1 protein-coding gene is annotated in these 1,066 nt (G+C 67.2%); it reads left to right on the top strand.

The window, feature by feature from the left end:
* Nucleotides 1-137: 137 nt before the first annotated feature.
* Entirely contained in the window at nucleotides 138-1,025 is an 888-nt protein-coding gene (locus BST17_RS28495) for a type IV toxin-antitoxin system AbiEi family antitoxin domain-containing protein (RefSeq protein ID WP_083062361.1), read from the top strand.
* Nucleotides 1,026-1,066 lie beyond the last annotated feature (41 nt).

Raw genomic sequence — 1,066 nt, 5'->3', positions numbered from 1 at the left:
GGTACGTCGACACGCTGAGCGGGCGTGCACTCTGCGGTCGCTCGTGGGGAGCCGTGTTGTGCACAGTGGCGGACTGATCCACAGATCCCGCCGGCCCTCTGGTCTGGCGTCGTTTGTGAGACCCAGCATCGTCTCCCATGACAACTGCATTGGATGACCTGTTCGACCGCCAGGGTGGCGTGGCCAGCAGCGCACAGGTACTCGGCCTGCTGAGCCGGCGTTCACTTGCGCGGGCGCTCGATCACGGGTCCATCGAACGGATATGGCACGGCATCTATGCCCGGGCCGAACCGGGCCGCGACATCATGCTGCGCGGGCTCGATTTATCCTGTCAAACAACGGTTCCCATATGTCTGGGTACGGCAGCAGCGGCCTTCGGCTTCGATACCGAGAATCCGCCGGAGCTGCATGTGCTCAGTCCGGCGGGGGCGCGACTTCGCAGCGCCGAGGGGTTGGTGGTTCATCGTCGAGACGGCGCTCCGCTGGTGGACATCGCCGGGCGGCCAGCGACGGCGCCGGCGTGGACAGCGGTGGAGGTGGCCCGCTCACTGCGTCGCGGCCGAGCACTGGCCACCCTGGACGCGGCTCTGCGCAGTGGCCGATGTCTGCCCGCCGGGTTGTGGGATGCCGCAACCGCCCAGGCCGGCAGGCGAGGCATCATCGCGGTGCGCCGGCTGATACCGCTGGCGAGCCCATTGGCCGAGTCACCGATGGAGAGCGAGGCCCGGCTGGTCATGCATGATGGCGGGCTGCCGGCCCCGCAATTGCAGTACGAGATCATCGACGGGAACGGTGATCTGCGGCGATTCGACTTCGCGTGGCCGAACGCGCGGGTCGCCGCCGAATACGAGGGCGTCGACTGGCACAGCGGCGCTGAGGAGATGCGCCGTGATCGTCGTAGACTCGCGGCGGTTCAGGACGCCGGGTGGGTGTCGGTACCGATCCTTTTCGAGGATGTGCGCCATCGGCCGACCGAGTTCGTGATGCGACTCGAACGGCATCTTCGGGGGCGAATCGCTGCGTGAGCGACCCCATAGTGTCCATATGTGCGGCGTGTCCCCGTACA

Source organism: Mycolicibacterium bacteremicum (assembly GCF_002086115.1).
In the GTDB taxonomy this organism is placed as follows: Bacteria; Actinomycetota; Actinomycetes; order Mycobacteriales; family Mycobacteriaceae; genus Mycobacterium; species Mycobacterium bacteremicum.
This window is presented reverse-complemented; position numbering and strand designations above follow the sequence as displayed.